Origin of the sequence: Diaminobutyricibacter sp. McL0608 (assembly GCF_039613825.1) — a bacterium.
Classification (GTDB): domain Bacteria; phylum Actinomycetota; class Actinomycetes; order Actinomycetales; family Microbacteriaceae; genus Diaminobutyricibacter.
In genome coordinates, this window is record NZ_CP154826.1 from 2,467,912 (window position 1) to 2,488,116 (window position 20,205).

General features: G+C 68.2%; 22 protein-coding genes. 1 reads left to right on the forward strand and 21 read right to left on the reverse strand.

Annotation, left to right across the window (positions count from 1 at the left end; all coding sequences use genetic code 11):
• Positions 1–6 precede the first annotated feature (6 nt).
• The 15 genes from argF to infC form a co-directional block, all read right to left on the reverse strand.
• Positions 7–936, reverse strand: a complete 930-nt coding sequence (gene argF / locus AAYO93_RS11690) for an ornithine carbamoyltransferase (RefSeq protein WP_345761361.1) — start codon at positions 934–936, stop codon at positions 7–9.
• Between the two features lie 54 nt (positions 937–990).
• Positions 991–2,184 carry an acetylornithine transaminase gene (locus tag AAYO93_RS11695; protein WP_345761362.1) on the reverse strand — a complete coding sequence of 398 codons (1,194 nt, stop codon included), beginning with the start codon at positions 2,182–2,184 and terminating at the stop codon, positions 991–993.
• Positions 2,181–3,101: an acetylglutamate kinase gene (argB, locus tag AAYO93_RS11700; RefSeq protein ID WP_345761363.1), complete on the reverse strand. Its 921-nt coding sequence runs from the start codon at positions 3,099–3,101 to the stop codon at positions 2,181–2,183. The genes AAYO93_RS11695 and argB overlap by 4 nt, the downstream gene beginning before the upstream one ends.
• 5 nt (positions 3,102–3,106) lie before the next feature.
• Positions 3,107–4,279 carry a bifunctional glutamate N-acetyltransferase/amino-acid acetyltransferase ArgJ gene (gene argJ / locus AAYO93_RS11705; protein ID WP_345761364.1) on the reverse strand — a complete coding sequence of 391 codons (1,173 nt, stop codon included), beginning with the start codon at positions 4,277–4,279 and terminating at the stop codon, positions 3,107–3,109.
• Complete coding sequence (gene argC / locus AAYO93_RS11710; protein ID WP_345761365.1) at positions 4,276–5,322, reverse strand: N-acetyl-gamma-glutamyl-phosphate reductase; 1,047 nt, start codon at positions 5,320–5,322, stop codon at positions 4,276–4,278. The genes argJ and argC overlap by 4 nt, the downstream gene beginning before the upstream one ends.
• A 225-nt stretch (positions 5,323–5,547) precedes the next feature.
• Complete coding sequence (locus AAYO93_RS11715; protein ID WP_345761366.1) at positions 5,548–6,132, reverse strand: hypothetical protein; 585 nt, start codon at positions 6,130–6,132, stop codon at positions 5,548–5,550.
• Positions 6,129–6,743 (reverse strand): RNA polymerase sigma factor, encoded by a 615-nt coding sequence (locus tag AAYO93_RS11720; protein WP_345761367.1) that lies wholly within the window; start codon positions 6,741–6,743, stop codon positions 6,129–6,131. The genes AAYO93_RS11715 and AAYO93_RS11720 overlap by 4 nt, the downstream gene beginning before the upstream one ends.
• 79 nt (positions 6,744–6,822) lie before the next feature.
• Complete coding sequence (pheT, locus tag AAYO93_RS11725; RefSeq protein WP_345761368.1) at positions 6,823–9,375, reverse strand: phenylalanine--tRNA ligase subunit beta; 2,553 nt, start codon at positions 9,373–9,375, stop codon at positions 6,823–6,825.
• The gene (gene pheS, locus AAYO93_RS11730) at positions 9,375–10,415 is read right to left on the reverse strand and encodes a phenylalanine--tRNA ligase subunit alpha (protein WP_345761369.1); all 1,041 of its coding nucleotides are present in this window, start codon (positions 10,413–10,415) and stop codon (positions 9,375–9,377) included. The genes pheT and pheS overlap by 1 nt, the downstream gene beginning before the upstream one ends.
• A gap of 28 nt (positions 10,416–10,443) precedes the next feature.
• Complete coding sequence (locus tag AAYO93_RS11735; RefSeq protein WP_345761370.1) at positions 10,444–11,496, reverse strand: SRPBCC domain-containing protein; 1,053 nt, start codon at positions 11,494–11,496, stop codon at positions 10,444–10,446.
• The gene (locus tag AAYO93_RS11740; RefSeq protein ID WP_345761371.1) at positions 11,493–11,855 is read right to left on the reverse strand and encodes an ArsR/SmtB family transcription factor; all 363 of its coding nucleotides are present in this window, start codon (positions 11,853–11,855) and stop codon (positions 11,493–11,495) included. The genes AAYO93_RS11735 and AAYO93_RS11740 overlap by 4 nt, the downstream gene beginning before the upstream one ends.
• 47 nt (positions 11,856–11,902) lie before the next feature.
• Positions 11,903–12,703, reverse strand: coding sequence for a TrmH family RNA methyltransferase (locus AAYO93_RS11745; protein ID WP_345761372.1), 801 nt, complete (start codon positions 12,701–12,703; stop codon positions 11,903–11,905).
• 36 nt (positions 12,704–12,739) lie between these two features.
• The gene (gene rplT / locus AAYO93_RS11750) at positions 12,740–13,129 is read right to left on the reverse strand and encodes a 50S ribosomal protein L20 (RefSeq protein WP_345761373.1); all 390 of its coding nucleotides are present in this window, start codon (positions 13,127–13,129) and stop codon (positions 12,740–12,742) included.
• Between the two features lie 28 nt (positions 13,130–13,157).
• Entirely contained in the window at positions 13,158–13,352 is a 195-nt protein-coding gene (gene rpmI, locus AAYO93_RS11755; protein WP_345761374.1) for a 50S ribosomal protein L35, read from the reverse strand.
• A complete protein-coding gene (gene infC, locus AAYO93_RS11760) occupies positions 13,352–14,011 on the reverse strand; it encodes a translation initiation factor IF-3 (RefSeq protein ID WP_345764871.1) in 660 nt (219 codons plus the stop codon). The genes rpmI and infC overlap by 1 nt, the downstream gene beginning before the upstream one ends.
• Positions 14,012–14,277: 266 nt before the next feature.
• On the opposite strand from infC, the gene AAYO93_RS11765 reads away from it, so the two are divergent.
• Positions 14,278–14,640, forward strand: a complete 363-nt coding sequence (locus AAYO93_RS11765; RefSeq protein ID WP_345761375.1) for a DUF1844 domain-containing protein — start codon at positions 14,278–14,280, stop codon at positions 14,638–14,640.
• Between the two features lie 192 nt (positions 14,641–14,832).
• Here AAYO93_RS11765 and AAYO93_RS11770 read toward each other — a convergent pair whose 3' ends face one another.
• From AAYO93_RS11770 to AAYO93_RS11795, 6 genes are all read right to left on the reverse strand, one after another.
• The gene (locus AAYO93_RS11770) at positions 14,833–16,212 is read right to left on the reverse strand and encodes a pyridoxal phosphate-dependent decarboxylase family protein (RefSeq protein ID WP_345761376.1); all 1,380 of its coding nucleotides are present in this window, start codon (positions 16,210–16,212) and stop codon (positions 14,833–14,835) included.
• A gap of 83 nt (positions 16,213–16,295) precedes the next feature.
• Complete coding sequence (locus tag AAYO93_RS11775; protein WP_345761377.1) at positions 16,296–17,075, reverse strand: SseB family protein; 780 nt, start codon at positions 17,073–17,075, stop codon at positions 16,296–16,298.
• Positions 17,059–17,805 (reverse strand): bifunctional 1-(5-phosphoribosyl)-5-((5-phosphoribosylamino)methylideneamino)imidazole-4-carboxamide isomerase/phosphoribosylanthranilate isomerase PriA, encoded by a 747-nt coding sequence (priA, locus tag AAYO93_RS11780; protein ID WP_345761378.1) that lies wholly within the window; start codon positions 17,803–17,805, stop codon positions 17,059–17,061. Before priA ends, AAYO93_RS11775 begins: the two co-directional genes overlap by 17 nt.
• Positions 17,806–17,815: 10 nt before the next feature.
• Positions 17,816–18,466: an imidazole glycerol phosphate synthase subunit HisH gene (gene hisH, locus AAYO93_RS11785; protein WP_345761379.1), complete on the reverse strand. Its 651-nt coding sequence runs from the start codon at positions 18,464–18,466 to the stop codon at positions 17,816–17,818.
• Positions 18,463–19,065 carry an imidazoleglycerol-phosphate dehydratase HisB gene (hisB, locus tag AAYO93_RS11790; RefSeq protein ID WP_345761380.1) on the reverse strand — a complete coding sequence of 201 codons (603 nt, stop codon included), beginning with the start codon at positions 19,063–19,065 and terminating at the stop codon, positions 18,463–18,465. The genes hisH and hisB overlap by 4 nt, the downstream gene beginning before the upstream one ends.
• Positions 19,062–20,180: a histidinol-phosphate transaminase gene (locus AAYO93_RS11795; protein ID WP_345761381.1), complete on the reverse strand. Its 1,119-nt coding sequence runs from the start codon at positions 20,178–20,180 to the stop codon at positions 19,062–19,064. Before AAYO93_RS11795 ends, hisB begins: the two co-directional genes overlap by 4 nt.
• Positions 20,181–20,205: the final 25 nt, after the last annotated feature.

The window sequence follows — 20,205 nt, forward strand, 5'->3', positions numbered from 1 at the left end:
GGGGTGTCAGGCCGCGTTGCGTTCGAGCAGCCAGACGAGCAGCGCCTTCTGGGCGTGCAGGCGGTTCTCCGCCTCATCCCAGATGACACTCTGCGGTCCGTCGATGACGTCGGCGGTGACTTCGTAGCCGCGGTCCGCCGGGAGGCAGTGCATGAAGAGCGCATCGGGCTTCGCGAGAGACATCAGTTCGGCGTCGACGCGGTAGGAGCCGAAAACGGTCAGACGTTCCGCCTTCTCCTCCTCCTTGCCCATCGACACCCAGGTGTCGGTGACGACGACGTCGACCCCGGCGACCGCTTCGAGCGGGTCGGTGAAGAGTGCCACCGAGCCGCCGGTCGCCCGCGCGATGGAGTCCGCATCCGCCACGACCTGCTCCGCAGGCGAGTACGCCTCGGGCGACGCGATCCGCACGTGCATCCCCGCCGTCGCGCCCGCGAGCACATAGGACTGGGCCATGTTGCTGGCACCGTCGCCGAGGAACGCCAGGGTGAGGCCGGCGAGGCTCCCCCGCTTCTCCTTGATCGTCAGCAGATCCGCGAGGAGCTGGCAGGGGTGGAAATCGTCGGAGAGGGCGTTGACCACCGGGACGGTCGTGCCGGCCGCCATCTCCTCCAGTCCCGCCTGCCCGTAGGTGCGCCACACGATGGCCGAGACCATCCGCTCGAGCACCCGTGCGGTGTCCGACGGTGTCTCCTTGCCGCCGAGCTGGCTGTTGGCCGTGCTGATGATCAATGGGCTTCCGCCGAGGTCGGCGATCCCGACGGCGAAGGAGACGCGGGTGCGAGTCGACGACTTGTCGAAGATCACTGCGACGGTCTGAGGTCCGGCGAGCGGACGAGTGCTGAAGCGGTCGCGCTTGAGCACGGCGGCCAGTTCGAGGATCTCGGCCTGCTCGGCCGGGGTGATGTCGTCATCACGGAGGAAATGCCTGGTCATCGGTCGCTCTCTTTCGGGGGCGGTAAAGGTTCGGTCTGGGTGGGTGACGCCGGGTCAGGCGTGGAGCGCCTCGAGGGCGCGGCCGAATCGCTCGCGGAAGTCGGCGATCTCGGCATCGCCGACGATGAGCGGCGGTGCGATGCGGATGCTCGACTCGTTGGGTGCGTTGATGATCAGTCCCTGAGCGAGCGCGGCATCCGAGAGCCGATGTGCCACGGGCTCGTTCAGCCCGATGCCGACGAGGAGTCCCTGGCCGCGCAGCGCGTGGACCAGAGGCGACTCGAGCCCGAGGATCACCTGGCGGAGCTGCTCACCGCGCACGGCCGCGTTCTGCACGAGGCCGGCGCGCTCGATCTCGCCGAGCACTGCGTTCGCCGCCGCCGTCGCGAGCGGATTTCCGCCGAACGTGCTCCCGTGCTGGCCGCGGATGAACAGCTCGGACGCCCAGCCGAACGTGACCAGGGCGCCGATCGGTACGCCGCCGGCGATCCCCTTCGCGATGGTGACCGCGTCGGGGACGATGGCCGCGTGCTCGTAGGCGAACCATTTTCCGGTGCGGCCGACGCCGGTCTGGATCTCGTCGATGACCAGCAGGACGCCGTGTTTCTCGGTCAGTTCGCGAGCGCGCTTCAGGAAGCCGTCGGGGAGATCGATCACGCCCGCCTCCCCCTTGATCGGCTCGACGAAGAGCGCTGCGACGTGATCGTCGATCGACGCCTCCAGCGCCTCGATCGTCGAGTCGATGTGCTCCACTCCCGACGGCATCGGCTCGAAAGCCTCCCGCATCTGCGGCTTGCCGGTGAGGGCGAGGGATCCCATGGTGCGTCCGTGGAACGCGTTGTGGAGAGCCAGCACGCGAGAGCGGCGCCCGTGTCCCCGGTTCAGCCGGGCGAGCTTGAACGCCGCCTCGTTCGCCTCAGCCCCGGAGTTGCCGAAATAGACACGGCCCTCTACGCCCGCGCCGGTGATACGGGTGAGCCGTTCGGCGAGCTCCAGCTGCGGCGGGGTCGCGAAGTAGTTCGAGACGTGGGCGAGGGTCGCGATCTGGGCGCTCACCGCATCCACCAGCACGGGATGGGCGTGCCCGAGAGAGTTGACGGCGATCCCGGCGAGGAAGTCGAGGTACTTGCGCCCGTCGACATCCCAGACATAGCAGCCCTCGCCGCGGGCGAGCATGACCTGCGGGGTCGCGAGCGTGCGCATCATGGTGTGGCCGAAGCGCTCGCTCCAGTCTGTGGTCGGCGTCATGCCGGGACCACCTCCGTTCCGATGCCGTCCTGCGTGAATACTTCGAGAAGGATGGAGTGAGGGATTCGGCCGTCGATGATGGCCGCTTTGGCGACACCGCCGTCGACCGCGTCGAGGCACGCCGTCATCTTGGGGATCATGCCCGACTCGAGTCCCGGCAGCAGTGCGCGCAGCGCATCCGCATCGATCTCGGAGACGAGCGAGTCGCGGTTGGGCCAGTCACTGTAGAGACCGGCCACATCGGTGAGGATCACGAGCTTCGCCGCCCCCAGCGCGACGGCGAGCGCTGCGGCCGCCGCGTCGGCGTTCACATTGAGCGACTGTCCCGCCTGGTCGATGTCAGGGGCGATGGAGGAGACGACCGGGATGCGTCCGGCAGCCAACTGCGCGTGGACAGCCTCCGGATCGACCGCGATCACATCGCCGACGAGTCCCAGGTCGACCTCGACACCGTCGACGACCGCGCCGCGCCTGCGGCCCTTGAACAGCCCGGCATCCTCGCCCGAGAGCCCTGCTGCGAGCGGGCCGTGCTCATTGATGTGGCCGACCAGGTCGCGGCTGATCTGACCGGTGAGCACCATCCGTACGATGTCCATCGCCTCCGGTGTCGTCACGCGATAGCCGCCACGGAACTCGCTGGTGATGCCCAGCCGATCGAGCATTGCCGAGATCTGAGGGCCGCCGCCGTGGACGACGACCGGGTGGATTCCCGCGTAGCGCAGGTAGACCATGTCCTCGGCGAACGCCCGCTGGAGCTCGGGGCTCACCATCGCGTTGCCGCCGAACTTCACGACGATGATCTGGTCGTGGAAACGCTTCAGCCAGGGCAGCGACTCGATCAGGGTCGCTGCCTTCTCGGTCGCGTCGGCGTGGCTGACCGTGCCGGTCCGGTTGTCGATCTCGTCCTCCGTGTCCATGCCGGTCAGCTCGCGTAGGCGCTGTTCTCGTGCACGTAGTCGTGCGTGAGGTCGTTGGTGAGGATCGTCGCCGTGTTGGTGCCGGCATGCAGGTCGATGAGCACATGCACTGCACGCGGGGTCAGGTCGACGAGTCCTCGCGGCTGGTCGGGTTCACCGGCCGAGCAGATCTGGACCCCGTTGATCGCCACATCGATCCCGTACGGGTCGAACTCCGCACCGGTTGTGCCTACAGCGGCAAGCACGCGACCCCAGTTCGGATCGTTGCCGAAGATCGCGGCCTTGAAGAGGTTGCTGCGGGACACGGCCCGGCCGACCTCGACAGCGTCGTCTTCGGACGCTGCATTCACGACCTCGATCGCGATGTCGTGGGACGCGCCCTCCGCGTCCGCCTGGAGCTGCTCGGAGAGGCTCCGGCAGACCGAGGTCAGCGCGTCGGCGAAGACCGAAGCGTCCGGCTCGACGCCGCTCGCACCCGAACCCATCAGGGCGACGGTGTCGTTGGTCGACATGCAGCCGTCGGAGTCGAGGCGGTCGAAGGTGACCCGCGTCGCCGACCGCAGGGCTGCGTCCAGCTGCTGCGAGGTCAGGACGGCGTCTGTGGTGATCACGACGAGCATGGTCGCGAGACCCGGCGCCAGCATCCCGGCGCCCTTCGCCATCCCACCGACCGTCCACCCGTCGGGCGACGCGAACATCGCCTGCTTCGCGCGGGTGTCCGTCGTCATGATCGCTTCCGCGGCGGCGAGGCCGGCCTCGTCGGAATCGCTGCCGTCGGTCGCGATCGCAAGGGTCGCATCCCACACACCGACCTTCAGGAGGTCGAGGTCGAGCTGCTCCCCGATCAGGCCCGTCGAGCAGACCAGCACGTCGCCCGCCGACACCTCCAGTCGTGCCGCGACGGCCTCGGCCGTCTGATGGGTCGTCTGGAAACCTGCCGCCCCGGTGTAGCAGTTGGCGCCGCCGGAGTTCAGCACGATGGCGGAGACGACGCCGTCGGCGATGACCTGCTCGCTCCACAGCACAGGGTTCGCCTTGCAGCGATTGGTGGTGAAGACGGCGGCGGCGGCCTGGAGCGGCCCGAGGTTGCGCACGATCGCGAGGTCGCGCTTGCCGCTCGACTTCAGGCCCGCGGCGACCCCCGCGGCTGCGAATCCGGATGCTGTGGTGACGCTCACGGGGCGACTCCATTCACGTTGAGGCCGGTAGTCTCGGGGAGCCCGAGTGCAATGTTCGCCGACTGGATGGCCGCGCCCGCCGTGCCCTTGACGAGGTTGTCGAGAGCCAGCACGACGATGACTCGGCCGACGGCTTCGTCGAGGGCGAGTCCGATCAGGGCGGTGTTGGCGCCGAGCACGTCAGCGGTGCGAGGCACCTGGCCCTCGGGAAGCACGTGAACGAACGCTTCGCCGGCGTAGGCGGACTGCCACGCCTCACGCACCTGCTCTGCGGTGACCCCGGGCTTGAGCCGAGCCGTGACGGTCGCAAGGATTCCGCGGGACATCGGGACGAGCACCGGGGTGAAGGAGACCGTCGGGTTCTCGGCGCCGGCCAGCCTCAGGTTCTGCTGGATCTCCGGGATGTGCCGGTGCGTACCGCCGACGGCATACGGATTCGCGGAGCCCAGGATCTCGCTCGCGAGGTACATCGTCTTCAGGTTCTTGCCCGCGCCCGAGGGGCCGACCGCGAGAACGGAGACGATGTCCTGCTCCTCGACGATGCCGGCCGCGATTCCGGGAGCGACGGCGAGCGACACCGCGCTCGCGTTGCAACCGGGCGCGGCGATACGGGATGCGCCGACAAGGTGCTCACGCTGATGTCCGCCGCCGGCGAGCGGCAGCTCGGGCACCCCGTACGCCCACGCGCCGAAGTAGTCGCCGCCATAGAACGCCGCCCAGTCCGACTCGCTGGTGAGCCGGTGGTCGGCACCACAGTCGACGACCAGTGTGCCGGAGTCGAGCTGCGCGGTCAGTTCACCCGACTTTCCATGCGGCAGCGCGAGGAAGACGACGTCGTGACCAGCGAGATTCGCGGCGGTCGTCTCGACCAGGGTCAGGTGGGCGAACGAACGGAGATGCGGCTGGTGGGCGATCAGGGGCTGGCCCGCGTTCTGGAACGCGGTCACCGTGCGCACCTCGAAATCGGGATGCTCGGCCAGGATCCTGAGGAGTTCTCCGCCCGCGTAACCGGATGCTCCGGCTACGGCTACCGAGAAAGTCATGCTTCTACCTTATTGAGTGGACGACGTGGGAGAAGGACGGCGGCGCCCACGTCAAGCCCCCTCGGGGTCGCGCGTGCGTCGCCTAGATTCGGCGGTCGCCCAGGCGTCGACGCAGTGCGCCAGCGGCCACGAGGCCACGAGCGGAGAGGGTGCGCCGAACGGAAAGCATGCGGCAACCCTAGCGGGTCGCCGGGGTCGGGTCCAAGTCGGCGGGTGGCCGACCGATCAGTCGAGGGATCGGATGTACTCGACTCTGGGGTCGGCGGGGTCACCGGATGCTACGCAGAGTTCAGACGAATAGTGATTGTCATCCCACTGGTAGACCACGTTCACGTAGATCGCATCGGGGTCCCCGCTGGTGTGGTCGGACACGTAGGCGTCCGTGCCGGCAATGCCGAACGTGTTGTACTCCGGCGCGGGAGCCGGTCGCGGTCCCGACGGCCAGTTGCTCGCCGGCACGGCCGCTTCACACGCCGCGTAGACGGTCTGGATGTCGAAGCCGTTCAGCGTTTGCGCCGGCGGCGGCGCCGGTGTCGGTGTCGGTGTGGACGTCTCGGTGGGTGTCGGCGTAACAGACTCGGTGACCACCGGGGGCGCCGGTGGCTCGACGAACGGAAGATGCCCGGTAAGCGCGAGGGCGGTGCCACCGGTCGAGACGAGTACCGCGGCGACGATCAGCGAGACGAGGAAGGCGAGGCGGTGCGGCCGGATCCGCCGGGCGGAGTCATGCTCCACCTGTCGGACCAGCATGTCCGAGATCGCGTCGAGACGGTCGGAATCGAACGGGGACGCGTTGTTCGCTGCGTTCACTGCACACCTCCTGCGAGTGAGGTCGAATCCACCAGGTCGACGGTGAGGTCGACCAGCTTGCTCTTGGCGCGGGAGAGCCGGGACTTCACCGTTCCGACAGGGACACCGAGTGCGGCGGCGGTATCCGCGAGTTGCATCCCCTGGACGATGCACAACGAGACGACGTCCTGCTCCTTGGCCGACAGACGGGCGAACGCAGCTCTCACTGCGGCCCTCCTTGGCTCACCGTCGAGACGATCGTTCACTGTCGGTGCGAAGTCGTCCTGATGCCGAGGCGCAGGCAGACTTTCCATAGCCTGCCGATGACGGCGGCGCGTGCGTGAGAAGTTGCGGGCGACGTTGTTCGTCGTGACCAGGAGCCAGGGAACGATCGATCCGTTGACGATTCGGACCGAATCGCGTCGCCGCCAGGTCTCGAGGAAGACCAGCGCCGCGATGTCCTCGGCATCGTGGAACGAGTCGACCGAACGCATCGCCTGCCAGAGCACGCGCTTGCGGTACGCCTTGAAGAAGACCCCGAATGCGGCCGGATCGCCGGAGCGCGCGAGCACCCAGTCCTCTGGCTCGGCCCAGTCCTCGGGTTCAGCTTCCCCCAACACTGAAGACGTCATAACTCATAGTGTCCGGAAGTGCCGAAAAGGTTCCAATCACCCGCGAGGGCACGCTGGCGGGGCGACCGGGTGCCGAGACTCAGTCGCGGATGTGCGCGCCGAACAGCTCGGCCGCACGTGCGGCACCCGCGAGTTTTGCTTCGCTGGCCTCCGCCGCAGTGAGCGTGCGATCGTCTGCCCGGAAGCGAAGAGCGAAGGTGAGACTCTTCGTGCCCTCCGGAATCCCGGGGCCGCGATAGTCGTCGACCAGGCGGGCGTGCTCGAGCAGCTCACCCGCACCGTCGACGACGGCGCGCTCCACGTCGGCCGCGGGCACCTCGGCTGCGACGACCAGCGAGAGGTCCTGCGTCGCGGCGGGGAACCCGGTGATGTTCGATGCGACGAGATCACGTGGGGCCAGCTCGAAGAGCACGTCGAGGTCGAGTTCGAACACTCCGACGACCCGCGGGAGATCGCTCTCCTCGGCGAACGCGGGAAGAAGCTCCCCTGCGTATCCGATCCGGGTCTCCCCGTCGGCACCACGGACGATCAGCTCTGCCGTGCGGCCCGGGTGGAGTGCCTGATGCGCTCCCTGCGCAGGCTCGATGGCGACGCCGACAGCGGCTCCGACCTGCTCGACCATCGCCAGGACATCGGCGATGCCGGCGGCGACAGCGGGCTGGCCCGGCTGTTTGGGGATCACGTTGCCGACAACCAGTCCGGCGACATGCTGCGGCTGGGACGGAATACCCGCGTTCAGGCCGGACAGCACATCTTCTGGCGGAAGCGCAGCTCCGGGTGGAAGCGCGACGGAGCCGAAGGTCCCGTCCGGACTGGGCAGGAAGACGGTGCCGACCTCGTAGAGCTCCAGGTCGACCAGTCCGCGCGACAGGTTGCGCTTCGCGATCTCGATGAGCCCGGGGAGAAGTGACGTGCGCAGGTAGGGCACCGTCCCGTCGAGCGGGTTGGCGAGTTTCACCGCGGGCACGCGACCGGCGACCGGTGACCCGAAGGTGTCGTTCGCGCTCTCGGTGACGAACGGATAGGCGAGCACCTCGGTCGCGCCGTTGGCGGCGAGGGTCTCCGCCACCGAGCGCCGAAGCAGCTGGATGCGCGTCAGCCCGCGACCGGGAGGAGCGACAGGAAGCACGGACGGGATGCGGTCGTAGCCGACGATCCGCGCGACCTCTTCCGCGAGGTCGGACTTGTCGGTCAGATCGGGACGCCACGACGGCGGCACGACGCTCAGTCCAGTCGACGTCGCGGTGATCGCGCCGCCGATCTCAGCGAGGGCAGACTCGATCTCCGCGTCGGTGAAATCGACGCCGATCAGCGACGAGACGTAGCCTGCGGGCAGCCGGATCGCATCCGGGGTCACGCTCGTGTTGTGCAGTGAGCCGAGGTCGTCCGCGCGCCCGCCCGCGAGCTGCTCCAGCAGCTGGACGACGCGCGCCGCTGCGGCGACGGCGACCTGAGGGTCGACACCGCGCTCGAAACGCCGCGACGCCTCGCTCGGAAGCTTGTGCCTGCGCGCCGTTCGCGCGATCGACACCGGGTCGAAGTTCGCTGCTTCGACGAGAACGTTACGGGTCGACGAACCGATCTCGGTCGAGGCGCCGCCCATGACGCCGGCGAGCCCGATCGGCCCGGACTCGTCTGTGATCAGCAGGTCCTGGGGGTCGAGGGTGCGCTCCTGGCCATCGAGCGTGACCAGCTTCTCGCCCGCACGGGCACGTCGCACCGTGATGCCGCCGGTGAGCGCGTCGAGGTCGTAACCGTGGATCGGCTGGCCGAGTTCGAGCATGACGTAGTTGGTCACGTCGACGACGAGTGAGATCGAGCGGATGCCGGCCAGCTTGAGTCGCGCGATCATCCAGGCCGGGGTCGGCCTGCTCGCGTCGACATCGCGGACGACGCGCGTCACGAAGACGGAGGAGCCGACGCGCCCGCGGATCGGAGCGGCATCGTCGATCGTGACCGGGAAGGTTCCGCCGGTGGTGTGGCTCGGCAGCCCGCGCAGGAGCTCAGGCGCTGCCGCCGGGTCGCGGAATTCCACGCCGGTCGCGTGCGAGTACTCCCGAGCGATGCCGCGGATCGAGAAGGCGTAGCCGCGATCGGGCGTGACGTTGACCTCGACAGCGGTGTCGTCCAGTCCCAGGAGGCCGACCGCATCCGTTCCGACCGGAGGGTCGAGCTCGAGCGTGGTCAGACGAAGGATGCCGTCGTGCTCGTCGCCGAGGCCGAGTTCGCGAGCAGAGGCGATCATCCCGTCGGAGATGTGGCCGTACGTCTTGCGGGCCGAGATCGGGAACGGGCCGGGCAGCACCGCGCCCGGCAGCGACACTACGACCTTGTCGCCCGCGACGAAGTTGTGAGCGCCGCAGACGATCCCGCGAACGTCATCGCCGCCGTCAGCCGCCCGCGCGCCTTGCGGCGCCACGCGTACGTGGCACCAGCGAATGGTCTTGCCGTTCGACTGCGGCTCATCGACGAAGTCGAGCACCTGTCCGACCACCACGGGACCGGAGATCTCGAACGTGTGGACGTCTTCTTCTTCGAGGCCGACGGAGACCAGGGCTGCGTGCACCTGCTCGGCCGTCGTCCCCGGCTCGAGATCGACGTATTCGGCGAGCCAGCTGAGTGGGACGCGCATCAGACCACCATTCCGAACTGCTGCGAGAAGCGCACATCGCCCTCGACCATGTCGTGCATGTCTTTCACATCGTTGCGGAACATCAGCGCACGCTCGACGCCGACGCCGAACGCGAACCCGGAGTACACGTCCGGATCGATGCCGGCCGAACGCAGGACGTTCGGGTTGATCATTCCGCAGCCGCCCCACTCGATCCAGCGCGGCCCCTCCTTGAAGGTGGGGTGCCAGAGGTCCAGCTCGGCGCTGGGTTCGGTGAACGGGAAGTAGTTGGGGCGCAGCCGCACCTTGGCGTCGTCACCGAACATGTTCTTGACGAAGTGGTCGAGCGTTCCGCGCAGGTGGGCCATGGTCAGCCCCTTGTCGACCGCGATGCCCTCCGTCTGGTGGAACACCGGCGTGTGGGTCGCGTCGAGCTCGTCGGTGCGGAAGACGCGACCGGGTGCGATGCGATACAGGGGCAGGTCGTTCTCGAGCAGGGCGCGCAGCTGCACCGGCGACGTGTGGGTGCGCAGCACGAGGTGGGACGAGGTCGGCTCGACGAAGAACGTGTCCTGCATCGCGCGGGCGGGGTGGTCCTCGTCGAAGTTGAGGGCGTCGAAGTTGTACCACTCGCTTTCGAGCTCGGGGCCCTCGGCGACCTCCCAGCCCATGCCGACGAAGACGTCCTGGATGCGCTCCTGGAGCAGCGAGAGCGGATGCCGCGCACCCGGCTGCCAACGCGATGGCAGCGCGGTCACGTCGACCCGCTCGTCGGCGAGACGCTGTGCGTCCTCGGCGGCCTGGATGTCGGTCTCCTTCGCCGTGAACGCCTGGTTGACGCGAGCGCGGGCCTGCCCGACGAGCTTGCCGGCAGCTGCCTTCTGGTCGTTCGGCACGGAGCGCAGGCTCGCGTTCAGCCGCGCCAGCGGAGAGTGCTCGGCCGTGTGCTCGGCACGGACGACCTTCAGGGCAGCCGAGTCGGCGGCCCCGGCGATCGCCGTCAGCGCCGCCTGGACGGCGGCCTCGACCGCGGCTTCGGAGATTTCAGTGGGTTCGGACACGGAACCCAAGTTTAGTGCGAGCGGAGAGTCAGTCTGCCGCGTCCTGTGCGGAGTAGACCTCGTAGGCGGCATCCCAGAGTCCCTCGCGCCGGGGCGCATCAAGGCCTTCGAGCAGCAGGGTGAGACCGTCGACGAGCGAGTGCCAGCCGGCCGCGAAATCGGGGGCGGAACGGAGGCGACCCGCTCCGAATACGTCGGGGATCGCATCCTGGTCCAGCACGAGCAGCGTGCCGCCGTCCTGCTCGGCGAGACGGAACGTCACCGCAGAACGGGCCGGTCCCCAGGTGAACGAGAGCAGGCGTCCGGGCTCGAGCGCCAGAACCTCCATCGTGTGCGTCCCTTCCGGCACGTTCGAGTCGCCGAGCAGGAACGTGTCGCCGAGTTCGAGCGATCGCTCGCGGGCGGGATCGTCGGGCCACTCGACCACCGGCCAGAGCCAGCGGCCGATCCGGTCCGGCCGGCTCAGGGCATCCCACACCTGGTCGATCGGCGCATCGAGCAACCGCTCCAGGTGCACGCCGGACCGGCCGTCCGCGCGCACCATGCGCGCCGGGGTCAGGCCGGCCTCGCGACGGCGGTACTCCTCGAGCGCGGAATCGAACGCCGCGGGGTCGGCGGCCTCGCCGGCATAGCCGCGGTCGCCGAGGTCTCCAGGCTCCTCCTCGCCGCGGAGTTCGCGGTCGAGGTGGGTGAACACGTCTTCCCACACGGCTCCCCAGACGGCCGCGTTGACCGCCTGCGCCCGCCGGTGCGTGAGGGTGAGCACGACGTGGTCATCGCCGTGAGCGACGAGGTCCGCCTCGAGCTGCGCCTCGGCCTCGCCCGTGAACATCCAGAGCACGACGATGCGCTTCTCGGGCTCGCAGCTGAGCACGCGACCGGTCACGACGGGGAATCCGCCGCCCATCTGCAGCCGGTAACCGCCATCGTCACCGTCGGCCGAGTAATGGCCGAGCCAGCGCCCGAGGCGCTCGGGCTCGGTGAGCGCGCTCCACAGGTCGGCTGTCGTCGTCGCGTACTCGCGCTCCACCGTCACGGTGCGCCGGGACCCGTCGAGGGAGATGTCTCCGAAGATCGTCATGATGCCGCCTTCCCACTCTCGAATCGCGCGGCCTTCCCTGCCGCGATGCGCCCCCGCGCGAGTTCCGTCTCGATCGCATCGAGGTGCTGGTTCCAGAACGAACGGATGCCGTCCACCCACTCCGCGACGTCGTCGAAGGCGTCCGGGTCGAGTGCGTAGACCCGCTGCTGGCCGGCGGTGCGGCTGCTGACCAGACCGACCTCACGCAAGACGCGAAGGTGCCGGGATGCGCCGGGCTGGCTGATCCCGAACTTCTCGGTCACCGCATCGGACAGCAGTCCTGCCGTGCGCTCGCCTGCTGCCAGCAGTTCGACGATGTGCCGCCGGACCGGATCGCCGAGAGCTTCGAGCGCGTCCACTCGGCGAACATATCATCTTGCGTTTATATAACGCAAGGGTTAATCGATCAGGATCGCTGCGCGAAGGCCGACTCGTACAGGCAGACGGATGCAGCGGTCGCCAGATTCATCGACTCCGCGTTTCCGTAGATCGGCACCGTCACCGCGCGATCCGCGAGTGCGAGATCGTCGTCACCGAGGCCGCGCGCCTCGTTGCCGAACACCCAGGCGGTCGGCCGGGCGAGCAAGCCCTCCGTGCGCACCGCCAGGAGGTCGTCGCCCTTGATGTCGGCCGCCAGGATCTGCAGGCCCGCCGCGTGGGCCCGGCCCACCACATCCTCCAGGGTCGCTCCGACCGCGACCGGCACATGGAAGATCGAGCCGGTCGACGAACGCACGACCTTCGGATTGTAGAGATCGACCGTGCGTCCGGTCAGGATCACCGCATCCGCGCCCGCAGAGTCGGCAGCGCGGATGATCGTTCCCGCGTTCCCCGGGTCGCGCACCTCCTCGAGGATCGCGACGAGCTTCGGCTCCCCCGACAGGATGTCGCGAATCGACGTCGGAAACTGGTGGCAGACGGCCACGAAACCCTGCGGGGTGACCGTGTCGGCCATCGTCTCCAGCACGTGTTCGGAGGCGAACTCCACATCGACGCCGGCATCGACCGCCGTCTGGGCGATGTCGGTGTACCGTTCGAGCGCCGTGGGAGTCGCATACAACTCGACGACGAGCTCCGGACGGAACGTCAACGCCTCAGCGACAGCCTGCGGCCCTTCCAAAAGAAAGAGCCCGGTCTCAGACCGGGCTCCTCTTTTCGCCAGTTTCGCCACGGCTCGAACGCGCGGTGAGCGCGGGTTATCAAGCATGGCACCAGCCTATATGCGGTGACTGCAGTGCAGTGGCTACGCAGCCGCAGCCTTCGGCGCCGACGTGTCGGCGGGAAGCGCCTTCCTGGCCGTCTCGACGAGGGCCGCGAACGTGGCGGGCTCGTTGACAGCAAGCTCGGCGAGGATGCGACGGTCGACCTCGACACCGGCGAGACCCAGACCCTGGATCAGGCGGTTGTAGGTGAGGCCGTTCGCGCGGCTCGCGGCGTTGATGCGCTGGATCCACAGACGACGGAAGTCGCCCTTGCGCGCACGGCGGTCACGGTAGCTGTAGACCAGCGAGTGGGTGACCTGCTCCTTGGCCTTGCGGTACAGGCGCGACCGCTGACCGCGGTAGCCCTCGGCGCGCTCGAGGATGACCCGACGCTTCTTGTGGGCGTTGACAGCCCTCTTTACTCTTGCCATTTTCTTGTTTTCCTAACGTCGGGCGGCGTTACTTGCCGAGCATCTTCTTGATGACCTTGGCGTCGACTGGAGCGAGCACCTGGTCCTGGTTGAGACGGCGAGTGCGACGGCTGGACTTCAGCTCCAGGTGGTGGCGCATACCGGACTGCTGCTTCATGACCTTGCCGCTACCGGTCAGCTTGAAGCGCTTCTTCGCCCCGGAATGGGTCTTCTGCTTGGGCATTATTTCTCCTCGTTCGTCGCAGGCGTAGCCGGCGAACTCTCTTCGTCCTGCGCAGAAGGCTCTGCGGCAGCAGCCGATTCGTCCGCGGAGCTGTGGGCCCGCGCCTTCGAAGCGGCACGTTGTGCGTTGGCCTCGGCCTTGGCCTCTGACTTGTTCTTCAGAGGGCCGATGACCATGACCATGTTTCGACCGTCGATGGTCGGCGTCGATTCGACAGAACCGAACTCCGCGACATCTTCGGCAAATCTCTGGAGCAAGCGCACGCCCTGCTCTGGGCGGGACTGCTCACGGCCGCGGAACAGGATCATGGCTTTGACCTTGTCACCGGCCTTGAGGAAGCCCTCGGCGCGCTTGCGCTTGGTTTCGTAGTCGTGCTTGTCGATCTTGAGGCGGAAACGAACCTCTTTCAGGATCGTGTTCGCCTGGTTGCGCCGGGCCTCCTTGGCCTTCTGCGCAGCCTCGTACTTGAACTTGCCGTAATCCATGATCTTCGCGACAGGCGGCTTGGAGTTGGGAGCAACCTCAACCAGGTCCAGATCGGCTTCCTGCGCGAGACGAAGGGCGACCTCGATTTTCACGACGCCGACCTGCTCACCGCTGGGGCCGACGAGACGAACTTCGGGGACGCGGATACGGTCATTGGTACGGGGATCGCTGATGCGTTTCTCCTCTGATCAAAGCGATGCTTTCGGCCACGATCTCGTCGGGTGACGAAAGCGGCGAAGAGGAAATTCACGCACCACGAGCACCTGCGAAATAATTCGCAGGCCTGGTACGGCACCCTTGCTACCCTCGCGCTGGGTGCGCGACGGCGGAGTGCGAACAACCCGGTAACCTAGTAGCGGTCAAGCGCGGGTGGGAGAATCTCCACTTTCGTACCGAGACAGAAGCCTCGGAGCCCGAACGATTCTAACAGAGGAAATCAGTGAGCGACAGTTACACCCCTGAGGACGCCGACGCCTACGTCGACGAGGCCGTGCGAGACATCGCGGACGTCCCTGCTGTCGAGGTCATCACCACCACTGCAGTGCACCTCATGAGCGCCGCCGCGGTCAAGTGCGGGCTTGCCGACGACCCGTCGACGCAGACGGACCTGGACGAGGCGCGCAAGCTGATCGACGCGCTCGCGGGGCTGGTGACGGCCAGCGCTCCGCACATCGGCGACCAGCACGCGCGAAGCCTCCGCGATGGGCTCCGTTCGCTGCAGCTGGCCTTCCGCGAGGCCTCCCCCATCCCCGACGAGATCGGCAAAGGCCCGGGCGAGAAATGGACCGGCCCGGTCAACTGAGCTCTCTGGCTGCGCCGGTCCCCGCCCGGCGCAGCGTGGCTTCGCTGTGCCTATTGGCTGCGCCGGTCCCCGCCCGGCGCAGCGTGGCTTCGCTGCGGCCCGGCGCGACGGCCCTTCGCTTCGCTGCTACCGGACGTTGATCGCAGCCAAAGCTGTGCGGACGGGCCCGGCGCGACCGCCCTTCGCTGCGCGCTACCGGGGGTTGACCGCGGTGAGGGCGGTGCGGACGGCGGCGATGGTGCGGGCGACCGCGATCTCGTCGGTCGCCCAGTTGCTGACCGAGAAGCGGAGCACCGCGCGGTCCCTCCAGCGGGACGGCGAGGCGAAGACCGACCCCTCGGCCTGCAGCGCCGCGGCCAGGCCTGCGATCTCATCGTCGTCGTCCAGGGCCAGGCAGACCTGCGTGAACACGACATCGTTGAGGATGGTCACTCCGGGCAGCTCTGCAAGACCACGCGCGAGGGCTGCAGCGCTGTCCCCGAGCCGCTGGACGAGCGCATCCACGCCGTGCCGCCCGAGCCAGGCGAGGGTCGCCCAGACCGGAACACCGCGGGCGCGCCTCGACATCTCCGGGACCTTCTCGTACGGATCGAAGCCCTCGGCTGGACGCGGCAGATATGCGGCATGGATGCTGAACGCACCGTTCATCGCGACAGGGTCGGCGACGATCGCGATGCCGCAGTCGTAGGGGACGTTCAGGGTCTTGTGCGCATCCGTCGCCCACGAATCCGCAGCCTCGTAGCCGCTCGTCAGGTGGCGGAGACGGGACGCGGCGCCCGCCCACAAGCCGAACGCGCCGTCCACATGCACCCACGCACCCGCTTCGTGCGCGACCGCGATCGCGCCTTCGAAATCGTCGAACGCTCCCGAGTGCAGATTGCCGGCCTGCAGGGCGACGATCGCCGGGCCCTCGCCCGCCGCCAGGGTCTCGCGCAACAGGTCGACGCGGATGCGCCCCTGCTCATCCGACGGAACGGTCACGGGCTGCCCGAGACCGGCGTAGCGCGCCGCCAGGTCGACCGACGTGTGACGTTCGGCACCCGCGATGAAGCGGATGCGCGGGCCGCCCGCCAGACCGTCACGGTTCACATCCCATCCCGCCGCGCGCAGCACCTGGGTGCGCCCGGCGATGAGCCCGACCATGTTCGCGGTCGTAGCTCCGGTCACGAAGCCGACGTCGGCCGTCGACGGCAGCCCGAGCAGGTCCAGCAGCCAGTCCCCTGCGACTTCCTCGGCACCGACGACGCCGGGGGTGGCATCGCGCATCCCTGCGTTCTGGTCCCAGGCTGAGACGAGCCAGTCGGCACCGAGTGCGACCGGAAAGGTGCCGCCCATCACCCAGCCGTAGAACCGCGACGACTGGATGCCCATCAGGCCCGGTTCGACGGCACCGGTCAGCCGCTCCAGCACGGCATCCGGATCGGCGCCATCCTCGGGAAGCCGCTCGCCGAGCTGCTCGCGCACCTCGCCGATGCGCTCAGCCGGCGGGATCGGACGCTCCTCGAAACCGTGCAGCCAGGCTTTGGCGGTGGCCGCCGTCCGGTCGATTATGTCGTCGTAGTCTGCGTGCATCAGCGCACCCGCTTCCGTGCGCCGAGCGCACAGCACCGATTGTCCTACCGGCCGCCCAGTGGGGTCAACGCGCGGCCACGGGGTCAGGCGGATGCGGCGAGCTCGACGCGCAGGGAGTCCACGCGGGTGGCGATCACGTCATCGGCCGCCCAGCGCTGCGCGAGACGGCCGAGCACGGTGTCGAGTTCTTCCCGGGTCAGGCCCTGGGCCAGTTCCAGCCGGACGACGAGATCTTCGCCCGCGAGGCGCGCATCCGGGTCACCCGATCGCAGCGAGAGGTCGTGGACGCCGAGCTCGGAACCGATCGATGCGGTGAAAGCCGAGAACACCTCCGGGTCGAGATGGGAGGGAAGCCACGGCTGCGACTGCGCGATCGCCCACAGGGCCGGTCGGCGGAAGACGAACTCCGTGTCGGACAGAGGATCGAGCACGACGAGATCTGTCTGCTCACCTGCCGCCGCCAATGCGACACGAGCTCCGTCGGCCGGTACCGGCCTGGCCTTCGGATTCCAGCGCTGCATCGCCTGCACCGACGAGAACACGGGCAGTACCGTCCTGCCGTCCGGCCCTTCCACGGTCACGATGGCGAGCTCCTGCGATTTGTCCACCAGGTGCCCGGCTTCCGTCACACCCGTTTCACCGAGCTGGGCGACGAGCGGGATGAGCAGACGCACGTGGCGCACGGCGTCGACCACCACATCCGCTGTCGCTTCTCCCGATCGGAAGCGCTCGATCGACTGGATGAGCTCAGGCGGAGCCGAACCGTCATCCCCACCGAAGGTGCTCGGATCGAACTGGCGGCCCGCCCACGGCTGCCCCGCCGAGTCGGCGAGATGGCGGTGGTCGTCAGTCTCCGGCGACATCCAGCGCCTCGGGCAGTGTGAATGCGCCTGCGTAGAGCGCCTTGCCGACGATGGCGCCCTCGAGGCCGTTCGGGACCAGCTCGCGGAGCGCAGCAATGTCGTCGAGGCTGGAGATTCCGCCGGACGCCACGACCGGACGCTCAGTGCGCTCCATCACGTCGCGCAGAAGGTCGAGGTTCGGTCCCTTGAGCGTGCCGTCCTTCGTGACATCGGTGACGACGTAGCGCGCGCATCCTGCGTCTTCGAGGCGGTCGAGCACCTGCCAGAGGTCGCCGCCGTCCTGCGTCCAGCCGCGCGCCGCAAGGGTGGTTCCGCGCACGTCGAGCCCGACAGCGATCGCCTCACCGTACCGGCCGATGACGTTCGCTGCCCATTCCGGGTTCTCGAGCGCCGCCGTGCCGAGGTTGATCCTGGTTGCGCCGATGCCGAGTGCCGCCTCGAGCGAGGCGTCGTCGCGGATGCCGCCCGACAACTCGACGTTCACCCCCCGCACCTGGCGGATGACCTTCTTCAGGAGCGCGTAGTTGTTGCCGCGACCGAACGCGGCATCGAGGTCGACGAGGTGGATCCACTCCGCACCCTGGCCGGCCCAGTCCGCCGCAGCGTCGACAGGGTCGCCGTAGTTCGTCTCCGAACCCGCCTCGCCCTGGGTCAGCCGTACGGCTTTGCCGTCGGCCACATCGACCGCCGGAAGCAGCACGAGTCGGGGTGCGGTGTTGAATTCGCTCATTTCGTAGCTTTCATGAATCACGGCCCTGGCGCAGAGTGCCGAGCCAGTTGTGGAGAAGACGGATGCCAGCCGCGCCCGACTTCTCGGGGTGGAACTGCGTCGCGCTCAGCGGGCCGTTCTCCACGGCGGCGATGAACCGCGACCCGTGTTCGCTCCACGTCACACGTGGCGCCGGGAAGGGCGGCATCACGTCGAGGGTCCACTGCTGCGCCGCATACGAGTGCACGAAGTAGAAGCGCTCGTCGCGGATGCCCTCGAACAGTGCCGAGTCCGCCGGCGCATCGACGGTGTTCCAGCCCATGTGCGGCAGGACGTCCGCGTCGAGGATGTCGACTTCGCCGGGCCATTCGCCGAGACCCGGAGAATCGTTCCCCCGCTCGACTCCGTGCTCGAACAGGATCTGCATCCCGACGCAGATGCCGAGCACCGGCCGTCCCCCGGCGAGCCGACGGTCGACGATCTCGTCGCCGTGGGACGCGCGCAATGCTTCGGCGACCGCTTTGAAGGCGCCGACGCCGGGCACGACGAGACCGTCAGCGGCCTGCGCCTTCGCACGATCGCCGGTCAGTTCGACATCGGCGCCGGCGGCCTCGAGCGCTTTCGCGGCCGAGTGCACATTGCCCGTTCCGTAGTCGAAGACGACGACCGACGGTCGGGTCACAGCGCGCCCTTCGTCGACGGGATGCCCGAGACGAGCGGGTCGAGCGCTTTCGCCTGGCGGAATGCGCGCGCGAAGGCCTTGAACTCGGCCTCGGCGATGTGGTGCGGGTCGCGGCCGCCGAGAACGGTGATGTGCGTCGTGAGCGCGGCGTTGAAGGTGATCGCCTCGAACACGTGACGCACCATGGAACCGGTGAAATGGCCGCCGATGAGGTGGTATTCGAAGCCTGCAGGCTCACCGGTGTGCACCAGGTACGGACGGCCGGAGATGTCGACGACGGCCTGCACGAGCGCTTCGTCGAGCGGCACGAGGGCGTCGCCGAACCGCGAGATCCCCGACTTGTCGCCGAGCGCGGAACGGATGGCCTGGCCGAGCACGATGCCGATGTCTTCGACCGTGTGGTGCACGTCGATCTCGACGTCGCCGCTGGCGCGGACCGTCAGGTCGGTGAGGGAGTGCTTCGCGAACGCGGTCAGCAGGTGGTCGAAGAAGGGCACGGACGACTGCACGTCGGCGATGCCCTTCCCGTCGAGGTCGACGGTGAGCTGGATGCTCGACTCGCTCGTCTCCCGCTGGATCGTGGCCGTGCGATTGGTCATGACTGCGAGTTTAGTGTCGACGCGGTGACGCCCTCGTCTGTGTGACCGAGTGAGGCGAGCGCCGTCAGAAACGCCGTCGTCTCGGCCTCGGTGCCCGCGGTCACGCGCAGGTGGCCGGGGATTCCGACATCACGGATGAGGACTCCCTGGGCCAGGAGCGCCTGGAAGGTCGCGTGCGGGTCGCGCACACCGCCGAAGAGGACGAAGTTGCTCCCGCTGCGGTGCGGCTGGTACCCGAGCGCCGCGAGTTCGGTCACGAGCCGATCGCGCTGCGCGGAGATCTCGCCGACCATGGCGAGCATCTCGGCGGAGTGGGCGAGCGCTGCGATCGCCGCCGCCTGGGTGAGCGCGGACAGGTGATACGGGAGGCGCACCAGTCGGAGGGCGTCCGTGACGGCGGAGTCCGCGGCGAGGTAGCCGACCCGCGCCCCGGCGAAGGCGAAGGCCTTGCTCATCGTGCGCGAGACGAGCAGGCGTTCGCGTCCCGGCAGGAGCGTGAGGGCGGAGGGGCTCCCCGAAGGCATGAACTCGGCGTACGCCTCGTCGACCACGACGATTCCCCGTGCCGCGTCATAGACAGCAGCGATCGTCTCGATCGAGAGCGGTGTGCCGGTCGGGTTGTTCGGGGCGCACAGGATCACGATGTCGGGGTCGACGCGGCGGATCTCTGCGACGGCTGTCTCGGCGCTGAGTTCGAAGTCATCGCCCCGGGGGCCCGCGATCCATTGGGTTCCCGTGCCGGAAGCGAGGATCGAGTACATCGAATAGGTCGGCGCGAAGCCGAGCATGGTGCGCCCGGGTCCACCGAAGGCCTGCAGGATGTGCTGGATGACCTCGTTCGACCCGTTCGCCGCCCAGATCTGCGCAGAGGTCAGACCGTGCCCGAGATACCGGGCCAGGCTTTCGCGCAGCTCGACGAATTCGCGATCGGGATAGCGGTTGACCCCGTGGATCGCTTTGGCGACCGCGGCCACGATGTCTGCCGCCACGTCATCCGGAATCGGATGCGTGTTCTCATTCACGTTAAGCGCGACCGGAACGGTCTTCTGTGGTGCGCCGTACGGGGTCTTTCCCCGCAGGTCATCGCGAATAGGCAGATCAGAGAGGGAGGTCACCTACCCAATGCTAATGCGGCAGGAC